Below are 15,818 nucleotides of genomic sequence, written 5' to 3' on the forward strand. Positions count from 1 at the left end.
AAGGAGCGATTCATGTCAGTACCCTTGATTCTGACGATACTTGCGGGTGCCGCCACCTTCATTGGTGCGATTCTTGGCGTGCTCGGGCAAAAGCCTTCGAACCGCGTACTGGCATTTTCTCTCGGCTTTGCCGCCGGGATCATGCTGCTGATCTCCCTGATGGAGATGCTGCCCGCGGCGCTCGGCACCGAGGGGATGTCGCCGGTGCTCGGCTACGGCATGTTCGTCGTGGGTCTGCTGGGCTATTTCGGTCTCGACCGCATGCTGCCCCACGCGCATCCACAGGATTTGATGCAAAAAAGCGTCAAACCGTCGCACGGAAATATCAAACGCACGGCCATTTTGCTCACCCTCGGCATCAGCCTGCACAACTTCCCTGAGGGCGTCGCCACCTACGTGACGGCGAGCAATAACCTCGAGCTGGGCTTTGGCATTGCGCTGGCTGTAGCGTTGCACAATATTCCTGAAGGACTGGCCGTCGCAGGACCGGTTTATGCGGCAACGGGCTCAAAACGCACGGCGGTGTTCTGGGCCGGGATTTCGGGTCTGGCGGAAATTTTAGGCGGCGTGCTGGCGTGGCTGATTCTCGGAAGCATGATCTCCCCGGTAGTGATGGCGGCGATTATGGCGGCGGTGGCGGGGATTATGGTCGCGTTGTCGGTTGACGAGCTGATGCCGCTGGCGAAAGAGATCGATCCTAACAACAACCCCAGTTACGGCGTACTGTGCGGAATGTCGGTGATGGGATTAAGTCTGGTGCTGCTACAAACAGCGGGCATTGGATAAAAAAAACGCCGGGATCACCCGGCGTTTTTTATTTAGCTGGCTTTGCGTTCGTGCGCCTGGCGGTAGGCCACCAGGTCTTCGATCGTCACCACAGCCATATTGTGTTTCTTCGCAAACTCGATGCACTCCGGCGCGCGCGCCATGGTGCCATCGTCGTTGGTCAGTTCACACAGCACACCCGCAGATTTAAAGCCTGCCAGCGTCACCAGATCGATGGTCGCTTCAGTGTGGCCGCCGCGAGTCAACACGCCGCCCGGCTGCGCGCGCAGTGGGAAGACGTGGCCAGGACGGTTCAGGTCTGAAGGTTTAGCGTTGTCAGCGGTAGCGGCACGAACGGTCGTCAGACGGTCAGCGGCAGAAACGCCGGTGGTCACACCGTGCGCGGCTTCGATGGTCACGGTAAAACCGGTGCCGAATGCGCTGGTGTTGTTTTCGACCATCATCGGCAGATCGAGCTGTTTACGACGTTCGTCGGTCAGACAAAGACACACGATGCCACTGCCGTGACGGATGGTCAGCGCCATCTGCTCAACGGTCATGGTTTCTGCGGCGAAAATCATATCGCCTTCATTTTCACGGTCTTCGTCATCGAGAACCATCACACCGCGATGTTCACGGAGTGCGGTCAGTGCAAGCTCTACACGATCGGTAGAGGTGCCAAAAGCGGAAAGTAGCGTCTGATTCATGGTAAAAAAACCTCATTAAAATTATGGTTACCAGAATCAGGGCAGTCTTAGGAGCACCGCGTAAGCGGCAAAAAAATAACGTGAGCGGGCCTCGCCCGGCTGGATCGTTACTCTCTCCCATCCGGACTCTAACCGTCGGCTCTGGAATTACACCAGATCTGCTGACCTTTGAGTTTTCACCCAAAGCGCTCGCGGGCTTTCAGCGCAAGGCTGATTTACCGCCGGTGGGGAATTTCGCCCCGCCCTGAGAATAAGCGAGATAACTATAACGCTATTGATTATGCTGGGCAATGCATAAGCATCAAACAATTCTGGTTTATGTCTATGGGTTACGCGCTACAATGTTCGCTAACACCTTCCGATCAAGGGAAACGACCATGATTGACCCGAAAAAAATTGAACAAATTGCCCGTCAGGTTCATGAATCCATGCCGAAAGGTATTCGTGAGTTTGGCGATGACGTCGAGAAGAAAATCCGCCAGGTACTGCAGTCGCAGCTGACGCGTCTTGATCTGGTGAGCCGTGAAGAGTTTGACGTGCAGACGCAGGTTCTGCTGCGTACCCGCGAAAAGCTGGCGCTGCTGGAACAGCGTCTGACCGAGCTGGAAAACCGCAGTCAGCCTGCGGAAGTGAAACCGGCGCCGGCGATCCCGCCCGTCGAAGAAGCATAAGCACTTATTGCCCGGTGGCGCTTCGCTTACCGGGCCTACAAAACCGTAGGCCGGGTAAGGCGCAGCCGCCACCCGGCGAAAAAGCGCCACCGGGCTTTTTGTTACTGACTATCCTTCTGGATCTTCTTAATGATGTTGGTGGTTGAACACCCGTCCTCAAAGTTGAGCACCATCACTTCGCCGCCATTGGCCCAGACCTCTTCGCTACCCGCAATCTGCTCTGGCTTGTAATCGCCGCCTTTCACCAGCAGATCCGGCAGGATGCCGGCAATCAGACGCTGCGGCGTGTCTTCTTCAAAAGAGACCACCCAGTCGACCGCTTCCAGCGCGCCGAGCACAATCATGCGCTGCTCCAGCGGATTCACCGGACGCGTTTCGCCCTTCAGACGTTTGGTCGATGCATCGCTGTTCACCGCGACAATCAGACGATCGCCGAGCTTGCGCGCATTCGCCAGATACGAAACGTGGCCCGCGTGCAGAATGTCGAACACGCCGTTGGTCATCACCACTTTCTCGCCGCGCTTACGCGCCGCCGCGACGGCTGTTTTCAGCTCGTCTTCGCTCATCACGCCAAAACCGGTATCCGCACGACCGCGCACCGCGTTTTCCAGCTCGATCGGTGACACGGTAGAAGTCCCGAGTTTCCCGACAACCACGCCCGCTGCCGCGTTCGCGAAATAGCAGGCTTCTTCGAGGGAATTGCCCGCCGCCAGCGTTGCCGCCAGCACGCCAATCACCGTATCGCCCGCACCGGTCACGTCGTAAACTTCCTGTGCCTGGGTCGGCATATGCAGCGGTGGTTTGCCCGGCTGCAGCAGCGTCATGCCCTGCTCAGAGCGCGTTACCAGCAGCGCGGAGAAGTCGAAATCGGCGATGATTTTCATCCCGCGTTCAACGATCTCTTCTTCGTTTTTGCACTTACCGGCCACCGCTTCAAACTCAGACAGGTTTGGCGTCAGCAGCGTCGCACCGCGATAGCGCTCGAAATCGGTCCCTTTCGGGTCGATCAGCACCGGAACGCCCGCTTTACGCGCCAGCTGGATCATCTGCTGTACGCTGGCGAGCGCGCCTTTGGCGTAGTCAGACAGCACCAGCGCGCCGATATTGCCCAGCGCCTGCGCGATACGCTCGTGCAGCGGCTCAGGATCTACGCCTTCAAAACCTTCTTCAAAGTCGAGGCGGATCAACTGCTGGTTGCGGGAGAGCACGCGCAGTTTGGTGATAGTCGGATGCGTCGGCACGGAAACGAAGTCGCATTTCACGTTGACTTCGGTCAGCGTTTTGCTGAGCGCGCGCGCCGCATCATCAATGCCGGTCAGCCCCACCAGACGCGAATGCGCGCCGAGAGAAGCAATGTTCATCGCCACGTTGGCCGCGCCGCCAGGACGCTCTTCAATAGTATCGACCTTAACGACCGGGACCGGGGCTTCCGGCGAGATGCGGCTGGTTGGCCCGTACCAGTAGCGGTCCAGCATCACATCACCGACAACCATAACCCCAGCACGTTCAAACTCTGGCAGTGTTACTTTCATTCCTGACTCCAGAAAGATTCACAATTTGCGCGCGATAATATCACACTTGTTTCGATACGCACGGCTCCACCAGCCACTTCTGCCAGCTGGTACGAACGCGTTCTCGCTCGATGTTAAAACATTCCGGCGCCACATGGCCCGGCTGTTCCTGTAACGCCAGATGATGCAATTCATCGCGCAGCGTGGTGTAAGCGTGGGTCAACGCCTGCGCTTCCTGCTCATCCATAATGTCGTTTTGCGCCAGCAGTTCCAGAATGCGCACGTTATCAGACCAGCGCGTCAGCTTCGGCTTGTCGTGCGCATGACGGAGCACCAGATATTGAGTAATAAACTCGATATCGGTGATCCCGCCCTCATCGGCTTTGATATCAAAGCGATCGCGATGTTTGTTGCCCAGATGGGCGCGCATTTTCTCGCGCATTTCGCGCACGTCGGTCTGCAACTTTTCGCCCTCGCGCGTCGCGGTCAGGACATCGCGGCGAATCGCGTCGAACTGCGTTTTCAGCTGCGGATCGCCGTACACCACGCGAGCGCGCACCAGCGCCTGATGCTCCCACGTCCATGCCTCGTTTTGCTGATAATCCGCAAAAGATTCAGTGGAAGTGACTAACATGCCCGCCGCGCCGGACGGACGCAGACGCGCATCCACTTCGTACAAAATCCCGGACGAGGTGCGGGTGCTGAACAGATGCATAATGCGCTGCGCCAGGCGCAGGTAGAACTGACGCCCGTCGATTTCCCGCTCGCCGTCGGTCATGACATCAACCGGGCAATCGTGAAGGAAGATCAAATCCAGATCGGAGCTGTAGCCCAGCTCCCAGCCGCCCAGTTTACCGTAGCCAACCACGGCAAACCCGCGACCCTCGCGGTCCGCCAGATGTTTCGGCTGACCGTAGCGCACCACCATCTGGCCCCACGCCTGCTGGACCACCGCGTCGATGATCGCTTCCGCAAGCCAGGTGAGATGGTCGCTGACTTTCATCACCGGCAAAGTTCCGGCGATATCGGCGGCCGCCACGCGCAGCATCTGCGCCTGCTTAAACTGGCGCAGCGCTTCGAGCTGTTGCTCTTCGTCCTCTTCCGGCACACGCAGCAGATACTGGCGCAGCTCATCGCGATAGGCATCCATCGCCGTCGGCTGATAGAGCGTATTCGGGTCGAGCAGTTCGTCCAGCAGCAGCGGGTAGCGCGCGAGTTTACTGGCCACCATCGGCGACGCGGCGCAGAGCGAAATCAGGTGTTTGAGCGCGCCGGGGAATTCGCTCAGGAGTTCAAGATAAGTCGTGCGGGTGATAATCCCGGTGAGCAGCGGCGTCAGGCGCGACAGCGGGATCGGCGCATCCGCTCGCGAGCAGACGTTGCTCAGCAGATGCGGCATCAGGTGATCGAGCACCTGTCGCCCGCGCGGCCCGATGGCGCGTTTGTTCATTTCCATGCGGAAATCAGCGATCAGCGCCACCACGCGATGACGGTCGTCATCGCTCAAATGCGCCAGCACTGGCGTGGTGTCGTCCTCCTGCAGCGCATCCTGCCACAGTTCGCGCCAGTGTTCGGACAGGGTATCGTCAGCCGATTCGGCTTCGTCATCGCCAATCAAATCGTTGAAGATCCGCCGCACGCCCGCCATATGGGCGTCCAGTTGTTCAGTCAGTTTTTGCCAGTCGTCAACGCGCATCCCCCAGGCCAGACGCGCCCGGTTGAGCTCGTCGCCCGGCAGGGTCTGGGTCTGTTCGTCGTTGATACTTTGCAGCAGGTTTTCGAGGCGACGCAAATAGAGATAGGCATCGTGCAGGGTTTGCGCGTCGCCTTCCGGCAGTAAATGCAGTTGTTCGATGGCGTTCAGCGTCGGGAGCAGCGAACGGGATTGCAGGGACGGCTCGCGCCCGCCGCGGATCAGCTGGAAGACCTGAACGATAAACTCAATTTCACGGATACCGCCCGCGCCGAGTTTGATGTTGTCTTTCAGGCCCCGACGACGCACCTCGCGGGCAATCATCCCTTTCATGTTGCGCAGGGACTGAATGACGCTGAAATCGATATAGCGGCGGAAAACGAACGGGCGCAGCATGGCGCGCAGCTCATCGGCGTAAACGTCGCCGTTATCGCCCATGATCCGCGCTTTCACCATCGCGTAGCGCTCCCAGTCGCGGCCCTGCTCCTGGTAATAATCTTCCAGCGCGGCAAAGCTCAGCACCAGCGGACCGCTGTCGCCGAACGGACGCAGGCGCATATCCACGCGATAGACGAAACCGTCCTGGGTCGGCTGATCCAGGGCTTTAATGAGCCGCTGGCCGAGACGGGTAAAGAACTGCGCGTTATCGAGCTCACGGCGTCCGCCGCGGGTTGCGCCCTTTTCCGGCCAGGCGAAGATCAGGTCGATATCCGACGAGAAATTCAGCTCGCCGCCGCCCAGTTTCCCCATGCCCAAAATCATCAGCGGCTGCGGCGTGCCCTCTTCGCTGCACGGCGTGCCCCACTCTTTGCAGCAGGCGTCGTACAGCCAGTCGCGCGCGGCCACAATCAGCGTCTCCGCAAGAACGCTCAGCTGCTGCAGGGTGCTCTCTTCGCTCACCAACTCCAGCGACTGCGCCCAGGCGATACGCACCATCACGCGACGGCGGAACTGGCGCAACACGCGCATCAGCGTCGGCTCATCGTTCACCTCAGCCAGCGCGTCGCTCAGCCACTGCGCATAGTGCTGCCACTCGTCGGCCTGCGGCGGTGCCGCTTCCAGTTCAGCCAGCCAGTCAGGATTTGCGGTGATGCTGTCCTGGACAAAATCACTAAAAGTAAGCACTTGCTGCGCCTGCTCACTGAGTGAGTCGGCGGGTAATGATTCCGGCAGACGCGCACAAACCGTCTGCCAGTGCTGCGTGAGCTGTGAAGAAAGCGGCATTATCGGGTTCCTTGCCTGAGTTAACGTTTTCCGCTGTGCAGCCAGAACGGCTCTTGCGAAATAGCCTCATTGCGGAAATGTTCAATTTCAATACGCTGGCGCGTTTCAATGGCATGGCGAAGCCCCTGCCAGTTCTCCAGCCACGCCTGCGCTTTCGGGCCGTCGTAGCTCCCCGCCAGCAGCAGAACGCTGTCGATATCGCGGTTCAGACGCACCAGCTGATCGCTGTACTGATCGCCGAGCGGGCGGTCAAAAATGGTTTTCAGCTCCGAGTTACTGCGGGAGAGATGCGTATCGGCGAAACGCTTGAATGAGTCGGCGATTTTCTTCTGGGTTTTGTCATCCAGAAAACGCTGCCAGCCGCGCGTCACCAGAAACTCGGTTAACGCCAGTTTGGCGGCCGCAGTTTGCGGGCTGTAGACCGCCGTTTCAGCAGAGACGTCCGTCGCCATCAGGGTTTCGGTCTGGGTTAGGAAATCACGTAAGTGAGCGCTCGCTTTACGCGGCACCACACCGCCAAACAACGTCAGGGTGCTGCGCACCAGGCCCATCGCCGCAATCACCTGTTTTTTCGCTTCGCTCACGCCGCGCACCCACAGCTCTTCGTGGTATTGCCACTGGCTCAGAGCCAGCTCCAGCGAGGCTTCCAGCCCCTGCTCGACGCTGGATTTGGGTGCCACGTGCAGAAGGGGGGTGGCTTTCACCTGACGCGGCGCATTGCCCGCCGCCAGATGGTACCCGCGCGCGGCTTTGCTGAGGCTGCCCTGACGCAGGCCAGACTGGCCCACCAGCTTACGCGCCAGCTTCAGCACGTCGTCGGCGTTGCCTTCCAGCAGTTCAAGTTCCAGCTCGCAAATCGGCTCCTGGAACTCGCCCGCTTTCACTTCACCCAGATCGAGCGCGATTTCAATGCGACTTTTCCCTTCGTTCACCAGCCACTTTTCGCGCCAGAAATCGGTGCTGAACAGCGGCTGCACCTGGTCAGACAGCCCGTCCGGCAGTTCTCCGTTCGGCCAGACGTCTGCCGGAAGTCGACTCAGTTCAAGTTCTGGTTTTTCAATGTCGATATTATATTCAGGACGCTGATGTAAACCGCCGACCACACGCCCGGCAATTTTCATCGTCATCTCGTAGCGCCCGTTCGCGCCACGAATGCGCAGCCCCATATCATGGCTACGCAGCCAGTTATCGGCGGTTTCGTAATAGATATTAAGGAGTTGAACCGGTTCGTGATGTTCAGCGGTCAGCTGATTCAGATGGGTTCGCAGCGCATCCACGCTGCCCTTTTCGACGATAAATTTTAGTTCGATTTCTTGTGCCATAGCCCTGTACTTTCGGTTGCGTCACAGCCGCGTCAATGAAGGCGAACTTCCTCGCCATTTGTTTGTCAGTACATAGTATTTTGCGCCAAATTGCCACGCAATGAGCAATTTGACGGGCGTAAAAGTTTAACGCGGTGGCACAGATGATTCCGATAGCTGATGCGAATGCTTTGCGTGGAGACACTGTTGCCACTACTATCGTTCCACTTTTTATGAAAATAACGACTAATGATGCTTAAATTACGCCTGATTGGACTGACTTTACTTGCTTTCAGCGCCGCGACCGCGGTCCATGCTGAAGAGAAACGTTATGTTTCTGACGAATTAAACACCTGGGTACGTAGCGGCCCTGGAGACAATTATCGCCTCGTGGGCACGGTGAATGCCGGCGAGGAAGTGGTTCTGTTACAGACAAATCAGGACAGTAATTACGGTCAGGTGCGCGACAGCACGGGCCGTACGTCGTGGATCCCGCTGAAACAGCTGAGCAACGTGCCGAGCCTGCGCACCCGCGTGCCGGATCTGGAAAATCAGGTCAAAACCCTGACCGACAAGCTGACCAACATCGACACCACCTGGAATCAGCGCACGGCCGAGATGCAGCAGAAAGTGGCCCAGAGCGACAGCGTGATCAACGGCCTGAAAGAAGAGAACCAGAAGCTGAAAAACGAGCTGATTGTGGCGCAGAAGAAAGTGAGCGCCGCCAATCTGCAGCTCGATGACAAACAGCGCACCATCATTATGCAGTGGTTTATGTATGGCGGTGGCGTGCTGGGCGTGGGTCTGTTCCTCGGTCTGGTGCTGCCGCATCTGATCCCGAGCCGTAAGCGTAAAGATCGCTGGATGAACTAATTCGTCTTCTCTGCCAGACTTACGTATTATCTGGTCAAAAGAGAATTCGGGAGTTCAGGCGTGAAGATTTATCTGGTCGGTGGTGCGGTTCGTGATGCGTTGTTAGGTCTGCCGGTCAAAGATAAAGACTGGGTTGTGGTGGGTGCCACGCCCGAAGAGATGCTTAACGCGGGCTACCAGCAGGTAGGCCGCGATTTTCCCGTGTTTCTTCACCCTAAAAGCCGCGAAGAGTACGCCCTGGCGCGCACGGAGCGTAAAGCCGGTTTCGGTTATACCGGTTTTACCTGCTATGCCGCGACGGACGTCACGCTCGAGCAGGATCTGCTGCGCCGCGATCTGACCATCAACGCCCTCGCGCAGGACGACGACGGCCAGATCGTCGATGCCTACGGCGGCCAGGCCGATCTGCAAAACCGGATTTTACGCCACGTCTCCCCGGCCTTCTCTGAAGACCCGCTCCGCGTCCTGCGCGTGGCGCGTTTTGCTGCCCGCTACGCCCATCTGAGTTTCCGCATTGCCGATGAGACCATGGCCTTAATGACCGCCATGACCGACGCGGGCGAGCTGGAACATCTCACGCCGGAACGGGTGTGGAAAGAGACGGAAAACGCCCTCACGACGCGCAATCCGCAGGTCTTTTTCCAGGTGCTCCGCGACTGCGGCGCGCTAAAAGTGTTGTTCCCGGAGATCGACGCCCTGTTTGGCGTCCCGGCTCCGGCGAAGTGGCACCCCGAAATCGACACCGGTATTCATACCCTGATGACCTTAAGCATGGCGGCGATGCTCAGCCCGGAGGTGGACGTGCGTTTCGCCACGCTCTGTCACGATCTGGGCAAAGGCTTAACCCCAAAAGCGCTCTGGCCGCGCCATCACGGGCACGGCCCGGCGGGGGTCAAACTGGTGGAAAATATCTGCCAGCGTCTGCGGGTACCCAACGAGATCCGCGATCTGGCAAAACTGGTCGCTGAATTCCATGACCTGATCCACACCTTCCCGATCCTGAAACCGGCCACCATCGTCAAGCTGTTCGACAGCATCGACGCCTGGCGCAAACCGCAGCGCGTCGAGCAGATCGCGCTCACCAGCGAAGCGGACGTGCGCGGGCGTACCGGTTTTGAAGCCTGTGATTATCCGCAGGGCCGTTTGCTGCGTGAAGCCTGGGAAATTGCGAAAGCGGTGCCGACGAAAGCGGTGGTGGAAGCTGGATTTAAAGGCCCGGCAATCCGCGACGAGTTAACCAAACGCCGGATTCAGGCCGTAACAGACTGGAAGGAAACGCGTTGCCCTCAGCCGAAAGACTGAGGGCAGTGGCTCAGAAGAAGACCACGTAAACGGCCGCTGCCACGATGAAGCGGTAGATCGCAAACGGAATGAACGAGATACGTTTGATGATCTGCAGGAAGGTTTTGATCGCCACCAGCGCGACCAGGAACGCGGTCACAAAGCCCACGGCGAACATTGGAATGTCACCCGCCGTCAGGAAGTGGTAGCTCTTATAGAGATCCAGCGCGGTCGCCCCCATCATCATCGGCACCGCCAGCAGGAACGAGAACTCGGACGCCGCGTAGCGGCTCACGCCCATCAGCATCCCGCCGGAAATCGTCGCCCCTGAACGGGAAAAGCCCGGCCAGAGCGCCAGACACTGGAAGCAGCCAATCATAAACGCCTGACGGTAGGTCATGTCGTCCAGACCCGGCGCTTTCGGCTCTTTTGGTTTCAGCAGTTCGGCGGCAATCAGCAGCACACCGCCAACCACCAGCGCGTACATCACGTTAATCGGGTTAAACAGCGATTTGATCGTGTCGTGGAAAATCAGCCCCAGCACCACCGCCGGCACCATACCGAGCAGGATGTGGATCAGCGTCAGACGGCCTTTACCCTCGCCTTCGTGCTGCGGCGGACGGCCAAAATGAATGCCGATAAGCCCAAACAGGCGACGCCAGAACATCACCACCACGGCCAGAATGGAGCCCAGCTGAATCACCACTTCAAAGGTCTTTGCCGTTTCACCTTCGAAGCCGAGCAAATGACCGACGATGATCATGTGTCCGGTACTGGAAACGGGCAAAAATTCCGTCAATCCTTCGACCACACCCAGTATTGCCGCCACCAGCAGCGAGTGTATATCGCTCATCTATTAACCCTTCTAAAAATGTAAAAAACGGCGCACCACAATGGACGCCGTGAAAGAGACAGCTTTAAGACCTGTATATCTAAAAATGGTTTAGCATTTATGACGTTAAATCTTTGCTTTAAGATTTGTGCCACGCTCGATGATCACGCCAACGTTGGCGGCACGCGCCACGGCCCCCGGTTTGCTGAGTTTAATGCGCACCCACGGCGAGTTGAAACGGCTTAACAGCAGATCGGCCACCTCTTCTGCCACACGCTCTACCAGTGCAAAACGTTGTCCTTCGACATGCTTCACTACCGTTTCGCTGATATCGGCATAGCTCAGGCAGTCTTTGACATCATCACTTTTGGCAGCGAGACGGTTATCCCAGCCCATTTCGATATCGAACACCAGCTTCTGCTCGATGGTCTGTTCCCAGTCGTAAACACCAATTGTGGTGATTACCGAAAGTTGCTCTATAAATACAATATCCATCACGACCTGCCTGGTTTTTGGCTAAACCGGATACCACTTCCGGCGAATTATGCGTATTATCCACAGATGCAGAGAATACAGATACATTTTCAAAACGGAACAGCGTTATGAGTGCAATCGCGCCTGGAATGATCTTCCTCGCTTACCTTTGCGGCTCAATCTCCAGCGCCATTCTGGTCTGCCGCATCGCCGGATTGCCTGACCCTCGCGTCAGCGGATCCGGGAATCCAGGGGCGACCAATGTATTACGAATTGGCGGCAAGGGAGCAGCCGTAGCGGTATTGATCTTTGATGTTCTGAAAGGGATGTTACCCGTCTGGGGCGCTTATGCTCTGGGCGTGACGCCGTTCTGGCTGGGGCTTATTGCCATCGCCGCCTGTCTGGGCCATATCTGGCCGGTATTCTTTGGTTTTAAAGGCGGCAAAGGCGTCGCCACTGCGTTCGGCGCGATTGCCCCTATCGGCTGGGATTTAACCGGCGTGATGGCAGGCACCTGGCTGCTGAGCGTGCTCTTGAGCGGCTATTCGTCGCTGGGCGCGATTGTCAGCGCGCTGATCGCCCCGTTCTATGTCTGGTGGTTTAAACCCCAGTTCACCTTCCCCGTATCCATGCTCTCCTGCCTGATCCTCCTGCGGCATCACGACAACATCCAGCGTCTGTGGCGTCGCCAGGAAACCAAAATCTGGACCAAGTTGAAGAGAAAGAAAAAAGACCCGGAGTAATTCGGGTTTTACGCCTCCATCCATAAGCGTCTCATATGACAAGGTTCATTTCTGCCAGGGCATACTGAAGCAGTAAATGGCGAGCGGATGGATGCAGCATGTTAGCAACCCAGGTCACTGATAACGCGTATAAAGGCTGGCAGGCATCGCTTGCGTTGCAGTTTCGCCACACCCCTGAAAAAACCATCCTGCACTCGGCGCGACACGTCGGCCCGCTCACCGTTCAGCGCCCGTTTTATCCCGAAGACGAAACCTGTCATCTCTATTTATTGCACCCGCCCGGCGGGATTGTCGGCGGCGATTCGCTCGATATTTCGGTTGAACTGGCCGCGAATAGCCATGCGCTTATTACTATGCCGGGTGCCAGCAAGTTCTATCGTAGCCAGGGCGCGCAGGCCCTTCTCAATCAGCGATTTTTCATTGAAGAGAACGCGACGCTTGAGTGGCTGCCGCAGGACACGATTTTCTTCCCCGGTGCGAATGCCCGGCTTCGCTCCGTATTCCATCTGCATCACTCCAGTACGCTGCTGGCCTGGGAGTTGCTGTGCCTGGGCCGCCCGGTGATCGGCGAGACCTTCAGCCACGGCAGGCTCGACAGCCGACTTGAGGTGTGGCTCGACGACGTACCGCTGCTCATTGAGCGCCAGCATCTGGTCGATGGCGATTTAACCCCGGTTGCGAATCACCCGTGGATCGTCACCCTGCTCTGTTATCCGGCGAGCGACACCCTGCTGGACGGCGTGCGCGAGCGCCTCACGCCGCTTGAACATTTTGCCGGTGCGACCCTCACCGACGGCCTGCTGTCGGTGCGTTTTCTCTCTCACGACAACCTGATTTGCCAGCAGGCGATGCGCGACATCTGGCAGTACCTGCGACCGTTTGTTACCGCCAAAGCGCCGCACGCCCCCCGAATCTGGCAGACCTAAGAGAACCCTATGGAACTGACCCCCAGAGAAAAAGACAAGCTGTTGCTGTTTACCGCCGCGCTGGTCGCGGAGCGCCGCCTCGCGCGCGGCGTCAAACTCAATTACCCGGAATCGGTCGCGCTGATCAGCGCCTTCATTATGGAAGGCGCGCGCGACGGACAAACCGTGGCGGAGCTGATGGAAGCGGGCCGCCATGTCCTGACGCGCGCGCAGGTGATGGAGGGCGTGCCGGAGATGATCCCGGATATTCAGGTGGAAGCCACTTTCCCGGACGGCTCCAAGCTCGTCACCGTCCACAATCCGATCATGTAAGGGGGAACGATGATCCCAGGCGAATACCAGATTAAACCCGGCCAGATCGCCCTCAACGTCGGGCGCAAAACCCAGCGCACGATCGTCGAAAACCACGGCGACCGCCCGATCCAGGTCGGATCCCATTACCATTTTTACGAAGTCAACCCGGCGCTGAAATTCGATCGCGAAGCGACCAAAGGCTATCGCCTGAACATTCCGGCAGGCACCGCCGTGCGTTTCGAGCCGGGGCAAAAGCGCGAGGTGACGCTGGTGCTGATCGCCGGGGCGCAGCGGGTGTTTGGTTTTCGCGGCGAAGTGATGGGTCGTCTGGAGGAGAACAATGGCTGAGATTTCGCGGCAGGCGTATGCCGACATGTTTGGCCCGACGACGGGCGATAAAGTGCGGCTGGCCGACACCGAGCTGTGGATCGAGGTGGAAAACGATCTGACGATTTACGGTGAAGAGGTCAAATTCGGCGGCGGAAAAGTGATCCGCGACGGCATGGGTCAGGGGCAGATGATCGCTCAGGACTGTGTAGACCTGGTGCTGACCAACGCGCTGATCGTCGATCACTGGGGGATCGTGAAGGCCGATATCGGCGTCAAAGACGGCAGGATCTTCGCCATCGGCAAAGCCGGAAATCCGGATATTCAGCCCGGCGTGACGATCCCGATCGGCGCGGCGACAGAGGTGATCGCCGCCGAAGGGAAGATCGTCACCGCCGGCGGGATCGATACCCACATCCACTGGATCTGCCCGCAGCAGGCGGAAGAGGCGCTGGTCTCCGGCGTAACGACGATGATTGGCGGCGGCACCGGTCCGGCGGCGGGCACTAACGCTACCACCTGTACGCCGGGGCCATGGTACATCGCGCGGATGCTGCAGGCCGCGGATACCCTGCCGGTGAATATTGGCCTGCTCGGCAAAGGCAACGCGTCCAATCCTGATGCCCTGCGCGAACAGGTCGCGGCGGGCGCGATCGGCCTGAAAATTCACGAAGACTGGGGCTCAACGCCAGCGGCGATCAACTGCTCGCTGGAGGTTGCCGAAGAGATGGACATTCAGGTGGCGCTGCACAGCGACACCCTCAACGAAGGCGGGTTTGTCGAAGACACGCTGGCAGCCATCGGCGGGCGAACTATTCACACCTTCCATACCGAAGGGGCGGGCGGCGGCCATGCGCCGGATATTATCACCGCCTGCGCGCACCCGAACATTTTGCCCTCCTCCACCAACCCGACGCTGCCGTACACGGTCAATACCATCGACGAGCATCTCGATATGCTGATGGTTTGCCACCATCTTGATCCGGATATCGCCGAGGACGTGGCCTTTGCCGAATCGCGCATTCGCCGCGAAACCATTGCCGCCGAAGATGTGTTGCATGATATCGGCGCCTTCTCCCTGACCTCGTCCGATTCCCAGGCGATGGGCCGCGTGGGCGAAGTGATTATCCGCACCTGGCAGGTGGCGCACCGCATGAAGGTGCAGCGCGGGGGGCTTGCGGAAGAGTCCGGGGATAACGACAACTTCCGCGTCAAACGCTACGTCGCCAAATACACCATCAACCCGGCGCTGACCCACGGCATCGCCCACGAGGTCGGATCGATTGAAGCGGGAAAACTGGCGGATCTGGTGGTCTGGTCCCCGGCATTTTTTGGCGTCAAACCGGCCACGATCGTCAAAGGCGGGATGATCGCCTGCGCGCCGATGGGGGATATCAACGCCTCGATCCCCACACCGCAGCCGGTGCACTATCGCCCAATGTTTGGATCGCTTGGGGCTGCACGTCACGCCACGCGCCTGACGTTTGTCTCCCAGGCCGCCGCCGCGAACGGCATTCCCCAGCAGCTCAATTTGCAGAGCACCATTGCCGTGGTGAAGGGCTGCCGGATGGTGAAAAAAGCCGACATGATCCACAACAGCCTGCAGCCGAACATCACCGTCGACGCGCAAACCTACGAGGTACGTGTCGACGGCGAACTGATCACCAGCGAACCGGCAGAGATCCTGCCGATGGCGCAACGCTATTTCCTGTTCTGAGGAGAGATAATGATCTATTTAACCCAACGCCTTGATCACGCCCACCCGGTCACCGCCAGCGTCACCCTGCCGATTGATGTGCGGGTGAAAAGCCGCGCCCGCGTGGAGTTGAACGATGGGCGCGAAGCGGGCCTGATGCTGCCGCGCGGGCTGTTGCTGCGGGGCGGCGATCTGCTGACCACCGCCGACGGCCTGGAAGTGATCGAAGTGATCGCCGCGCCGGAGTCCGTATCGGTGGTGCGCTGCGCCGACCCGTATCTGCTCGCCCGCGCCTGCTATCACCTTGGTAATCGCCACGTGCCGCTGCAAATCATGCCCGGCGAACTGCGCTATCACCACGATCATGTCCTCGACGACATGCTGCGCCAGTTCGATCTCGACGTGACTTTTGCGCATCTGCCGTTTGAGCCGGAAGCCGGGGCCTACACCAGTGAAGCCCACGGCCATTCGCACGCCCATTCCCATTAAGGCGCGCTGAA

The 15,818-nt window shown here is 58.6% G+C and carries 16 protein-coding genes and 1 riboswitch; of the genes, 10 read left to right on the forward strand and 6 right to left on the reverse strand.

The window, feature by feature from the left end; all coding sequences use genetic code 11:
- The first annotated feature begins 12 nt into the window (after window positions 1-12).
- Window positions 13-786 (forward strand): zinc transporter ZupT, encoded by a 774-nt coding sequence (gene zupT, locus AC3WS9_RS18725; protein WP_100778889.1) that lies wholly within the window; start codon window positions 13-15, stop codon window positions 784-786.
- Between the two features lie 32 nt (window positions 787-818).
- On the opposite strand, the gene ribB is transcribed toward zupT, so the two are convergent.
- Entirely contained in the window at window positions 819-1,472 is a 654-nt protein-coding gene (ribB, locus tag AC3WS9_RS18730; RefSeq protein ID WP_095283406.1) for a 3,4-dihydroxy-2-butanone-4-phosphate synthase, read from the reverse strand.
- Between the two features lie 105 nt (window positions 1,473-1,577).
- Window positions 1,578-1,728: riboswitch (FMN riboswitch) on the reverse strand.
- A 121-nt stretch (window positions 1,729-1,849) separates the two neighbouring features.
- Here ribB and ubiK point away from each other — a divergent pair.
- Window positions 1,850-2,143, forward strand: coding sequence for a ubiquinone biosynthesis accessory factor UbiK (ubiK, locus tag AC3WS9_RS18735; RefSeq protein ID WP_285148268.1), 294 nt, complete (start codon window positions 1,850-1,852; stop codon window positions 2,141-2,143).
- A 101-nt stretch (window positions 2,144-2,244) separates the two neighbouring features.
- Here the strand turns inward: ubiK and hldE are convergent, their stop codons facing one another.
- From hldE to AC3WS9_RS18750, 3 genes are read right to left on the reverse strand one after another with little or no spacing between them, the layout of a single operon-like run.
- The gene (hldE, locus tag AC3WS9_RS18740; protein ID WP_282494285.1) at window positions 2,245-3,675 is read right to left on the reverse strand and encodes a bifunctional D-glycero-beta-D-manno-heptose-7-phosphate kinase/D-glycero-beta-D-manno-heptose 1-phosphate adenylyltransferase HldE; all 1,431 of its coding nucleotides are present in this window, start codon (window positions 3,673-3,675) and stop codon (window positions 2,245-2,247) included.
- Between the two features lie 40 nt (window positions 3,676-3,715).
- Window positions 3,716-6,571, reverse strand: coding sequence for a bifunctional [glutamate--ammonia ligase]-adenylyl-L-tyrosine phosphorylase/[glutamate--ammonia-ligase] adenylyltransferase (glnE, locus tag AC3WS9_RS18745; protein WP_492489813.1), 2,856 nt, complete (start codon window positions 6,569-6,571; stop codon window positions 3,716-3,718).
- 20 nt (window positions 6,572-6,591) lie between these two features.
- On the reverse strand, window positions 6,592-7,893 hold the full coding sequence (locus AC3WS9_RS18750) for a CYTH domain-containing protein (RefSeq protein ID WP_492489815.1): 1,302 nt from the start codon (window positions 7,891-7,893) through the stop codon (window positions 6,592-6,594).
- A gap of 231 nt (window positions 7,894-8,124) precedes the next feature.
- Between AC3WS9_RS18750 and AC3WS9_RS18755 the strand changes: the two genes are divergently transcribed.
- On the forward strand, window positions 8,125-8,745 hold the full coding sequence (locus AC3WS9_RS18755) for a TIGR04211 family SH3 domain-containing protein (RefSeq protein ID WP_282494496.1): 621 nt from the start codon (window positions 8,125-8,127) through the stop codon (window positions 8,743-8,745).
- 60 nt (window positions 8,746-8,805) lie between these two features.
- Complete coding sequence (locus AC3WS9_RS18760) at window positions 8,806-10,047, forward strand: multifunctional CCA addition/repair protein (RefSeq protein ID WP_492489817.1); 1,242 nt, start codon at window positions 8,806-8,808, stop codon at window positions 10,045-10,047.
- Between the two features lie 10 nt (window positions 10,048-10,057).
- On the opposite strand, the gene bacA is transcribed toward AC3WS9_RS18760, so the two are convergent.
- Entirely contained in the window at window positions 10,058-10,879 is an 822-nt protein-coding gene (gene bacA, locus AC3WS9_RS18765) for an undecaprenyl-diphosphate phosphatase (RefSeq protein ID WP_282494281.1), read from the reverse strand.
- 105 nt (window positions 10,880-10,984) lie between these two features.
- Complete coding sequence (gene folB / locus AC3WS9_RS18770; RefSeq protein ID WP_282494280.1) at window positions 10,985-11,353, reverse strand: bifunctional dihydroneopterin aldolase/7,8-dihydroneopterin epimerase; 369 nt, start codon at window positions 11,351-11,353, stop codon at window positions 10,985-10,987.
- 107 nt (window positions 11,354-11,460) lie between these two features.
- Between folB and plsY the strand changes: the two genes are divergently transcribed.
- From plsY to ureE, 6 genes are all read left to right on the forward strand, one after another.
- A complete protein-coding gene (gene plsY / locus AC3WS9_RS18775) occupies window positions 11,461-12,075 on the forward strand; it encodes a glycerol-3-phosphate 1-O-acyltransferase PlsY (RefSeq protein ID WP_282494279.1) in 615 nt (204 codons plus the stop codon).
- A 98-nt stretch (window positions 12,076-12,173) separates the two neighbouring features.
- Complete coding sequence (locus AC3WS9_RS18780; RefSeq protein WP_492489820.1) at window positions 12,174-13,001, forward strand: urease accessory protein UreD; 828 nt, start codon at window positions 12,174-12,176, stop codon at window positions 12,999-13,001.
- 9 nt (window positions 13,002-13,010) lie between these two features.
- The gene (locus AC3WS9_RS18785; protein ID WP_285145541.1) at window positions 13,011-13,313 is read left to right on the forward strand and encodes an urease subunit gamma; all 303 of its coding nucleotides are present in this window, start codon (window positions 13,011-13,013) and stop codon (window positions 13,311-13,313) included.
- A 9-nt stretch (window positions 13,314-13,322) separates the two neighbouring features.
- Window positions 13,323-13,643, forward strand: a complete 321-nt coding sequence (locus tag AC3WS9_RS18790) for an urease subunit beta (RefSeq protein WP_282494277.1) — start codon at window positions 13,323-13,325, stop codon at window positions 13,641-13,643.
- Window positions 13,636-15,339: an urease subunit alpha gene (ureC, locus tag AC3WS9_RS18795; protein ID WP_492489822.1), complete on the forward strand. Its 1,704-nt coding sequence runs from the start codon at window positions 13,636-13,638 to the stop codon at window positions 15,337-15,339. Before AC3WS9_RS18790 ends, ureC begins: the two co-directional genes overlap by 8 nt.
- Window positions 15,340-15,348: 9 nt before the next feature.
- Window positions 15,349-15,807 (forward strand): urease accessory protein UreE, encoded by a 459-nt coding sequence (gene ureE, locus AC3WS9_RS18800; protein ID WP_492489824.1) that lies wholly within the window; start codon window positions 15,349-15,351, stop codon window positions 15,805-15,807.
- The last annotated feature ends 11 nt before the right edge of the window (window positions 15,808-15,818 follow it).

The organism is Lelliottia sp. EB106-05-01-XG201 (genome assembly GCF_058791735.1).